Annotated in this window: 2 protein-coding genes; both read right to left on the bottom strand. The window is 40.3% G+C overall.

Annotated features, from left to right (window positions below):
* Positions 1-391: 391 nt before the first annotated feature.
* Complete coding sequence (locus tag AB4653_RS06400; RefSeq protein ID WP_016800051.1) at positions 392-1030, bottom strand: ParB/RepB/Spo0J family partition protein; 639 nt, start codon at positions 1028-1030, stop codon at positions 392-394.
* Between the two features lie 5 nt (positions 1031-1035).
* Positions 1036-2280, bottom strand: coding sequence for a DUF3440 domain-containing protein (locus tag AB4653_RS06405; RefSeq protein WP_016800052.1), 1245 nt, complete (start codon positions 2278-2280; stop codon positions 1036-1038).
* Between the last annotated feature and the right edge of the window lie 96 nt (positions 2281-2376).

Below are 2376 nucleotides of genomic sequence, written 5' to 3' on the forward strand. Positions count from 1 at the left end.
CCATCATCAACAAGGATAGATGCGTAGAACTTACCTGTTTTACTCAATCTGACAGTAATACTTTTAACTTTACCTACAATTTCACGGTGAATGTTCGCCTCTACAGGTTTCATTTTCGGAAGCTTGCGGTACATATGCGACTTTAAATGTAGAGCTTTGTGGTTCGCAAAACGCACAACGCCAAACTGAGCTATTAAAAACTCAGATTGCTCTTACGTTGGGTAAATGCGTGCCTTAGTTGCTCTTAACACTCAAAATCCTTAACTGTATTCATGAACAGTCTTATATCAACTGCTTCGGGCTGTCTATCTTAAAGTGCTATCGCACTTTCGCCTTATCTCCCCGCCCTCAGAGCTGGCGAGGGTTTACGGCGTGATTGCTAAAAAATCAATTACTCCCAGGACTGTGAAAATTCTTGATCTTTAAAGGCAGCAGCGAGGCCTGTGACTTGTTGTAATCGTAGAACTTCATCTTTATCCATTCCCAATTCGTAACAAATTTTATGATTTGCCCATCCCATCTCTTTGAGTTGAATAATCAGATCTGCAATCAGTTCAACTTGGTGTGAGCCACGCGCCAGGTTATGGCGAACAGAAGTCGATATGCAATTTTCTTCAGGCAAATTAAGGACCACCGCGGGGATGTACCCCGTTAGGGTTTGCAGATCTGGGTGGTTCAATAATAATTGATAACGATGAAACCCATCGATGACAACGTATTTTTTGACCGAAGCATTCAAACGATTAACCAAAATAGGCATAGTTAAACCATTTTTCTCCATCGACGTTTTTAGGAGTTTGCTTTCTGGAGGCGCCATTTTATTTGGGTTGTATTGATTAGCTTCTATTTCATCAAGTGGGATCATTTCAACATGACAAGCTGGCGGTAAATCAGGAATAAGCTCGATGAGTACTTTGGCTGCTTTATTGTAAATTGCGACCTTATCAATGACTTGTTTGTCCGTGTTATTGATAGATTTCAACGGCTTCTTGGTGCGATGCTGATAAGCTAGAGTAGGTTCACTTTCCATTCGTATCACTCTTCTTCTCCATAGAGGGCATGGTATTGTTTTGCTAAGGACTTGTTGTACCCAAAAGAGAGTCCTCGGCACCAATAGTCATTTTTAATCAGTACTTTACAAATTCTTCTCCAACTAGGAACTTGCTTCCTAGATTCCAATTTACTCTCTGCGTAATCAGGGATGCAGGTCACTCCTTTTTGAGGACCGTTTTTACGCCACCACTGTAAGAACTTAAAAATTCGGTCTCGGTAATGTTTTTCTACATGTGGCGGCATGGTTTTCAGAAGGTATTTACTGTATTGCCGGTAGCTAAGCCCCGGTGGTAATTCAAAGCGATAATAACCAAGGATACGCCCCTGACTTTTTGAGTATCGAGCACCAAAGTTACATCCTTCTACTCTGGCAACTAATTTTTGCCAGGTATCAGGTTCTAATATTTGATATAGCCACAGCCCTTTTCTTTGCTCATCTCCAAAAGGTTGGCAAAGCCGCTGCTGTGAAAGAGGGACGCCGGCCTTATGCATTAAGTCGTAAATACGGTTGTAATCCCAACTAAAGCGGTAATTCGCAACCCAAATATCTTTAGTTTTCCAATCGTATAAGGGATAAGCCATATACACATCTGGCTGCATTTTAGTCGTCCAATATTTATCTGAAAATTTTTTTTTGGACCTATTTTTAATGGTATTGAAGCGATGTAAAGACTCATCAGCACGTATACCGATTAACACAGCGATTGGCTCACCCCTTTCCTTTTGGTACCAATGAGCAAACTTAAAAACAAAGTCTTCAAACTCCATCCCGTTTTGGAAAAAAGGGAATACATCCGGGTTTGAAATCACGCCTTTATGCGGTGGTCGGTCCCTGACCCATTGCGCTTCTTTAGCAGGATCCCAACAAAGCCATTTAGGTTGAAACTGTGAGATTGAATTCCTTAAGCTGAGCGGTAAACAAACCCAATAGGGGTTAATTTCTCCGTCCAGTACCATGCGCTCAATGAAGGCATGAGTTTCATGATACTGAGCTTCAAAGTCCACGATGAGTACATCGACAGGTAATCGACCACGCTTTTTCGCTTCTTGAATAGTCAGATTTAAAAGGACGCCAGAGTCTTTCCCTCCAGAGAAGGAGACATAGAAATGGTTAAAGTTGTCGAAAAGATAGCAAATTCTTTGTCGAGCGCCTTCAAGCACATTGTATTTTTGCTGAATTTTATCTCGAGAGAAATCGCCTTCTCTTCTTTTTTTATTGGCAATCATGATTTCCACAATGTCATTAACTACTCAAATAAAAATAAATAACTTTTGCATTTTTTATAAATTAATTATTAATAATTAATTTATTTATAAGGGCAA

This window comes from Vibrio sp. 10N.222.48.A3 (assembly GCF_041475345.1).
Taxonomy (GTDB): domain Bacteria; phylum Pseudomonadota; class Gammaproteobacteria; order Enterobacterales; family Vibrionaceae; genus Vibrio; species Vibrio tasmaniensis_A.

What these genes read in the sequence shown, in the direction of transcription:
- AB4653_RS06400 (WP_016800051.1), bottom strand. Translation starts at nt 1,030, where the DNA reads ATGGAAAGTGAACCTACTCTAGCTTATCAGCATCGCACCAAGAAGCCG.
- AB4653_RS06405 (WP_016800052.1), bottom strand. Translation starts at nt 2,280, where the DNA reads ATGATTGCCAATAAAAAAAGAAGAGAAGGCGATTTCTCTCGAGATAAA.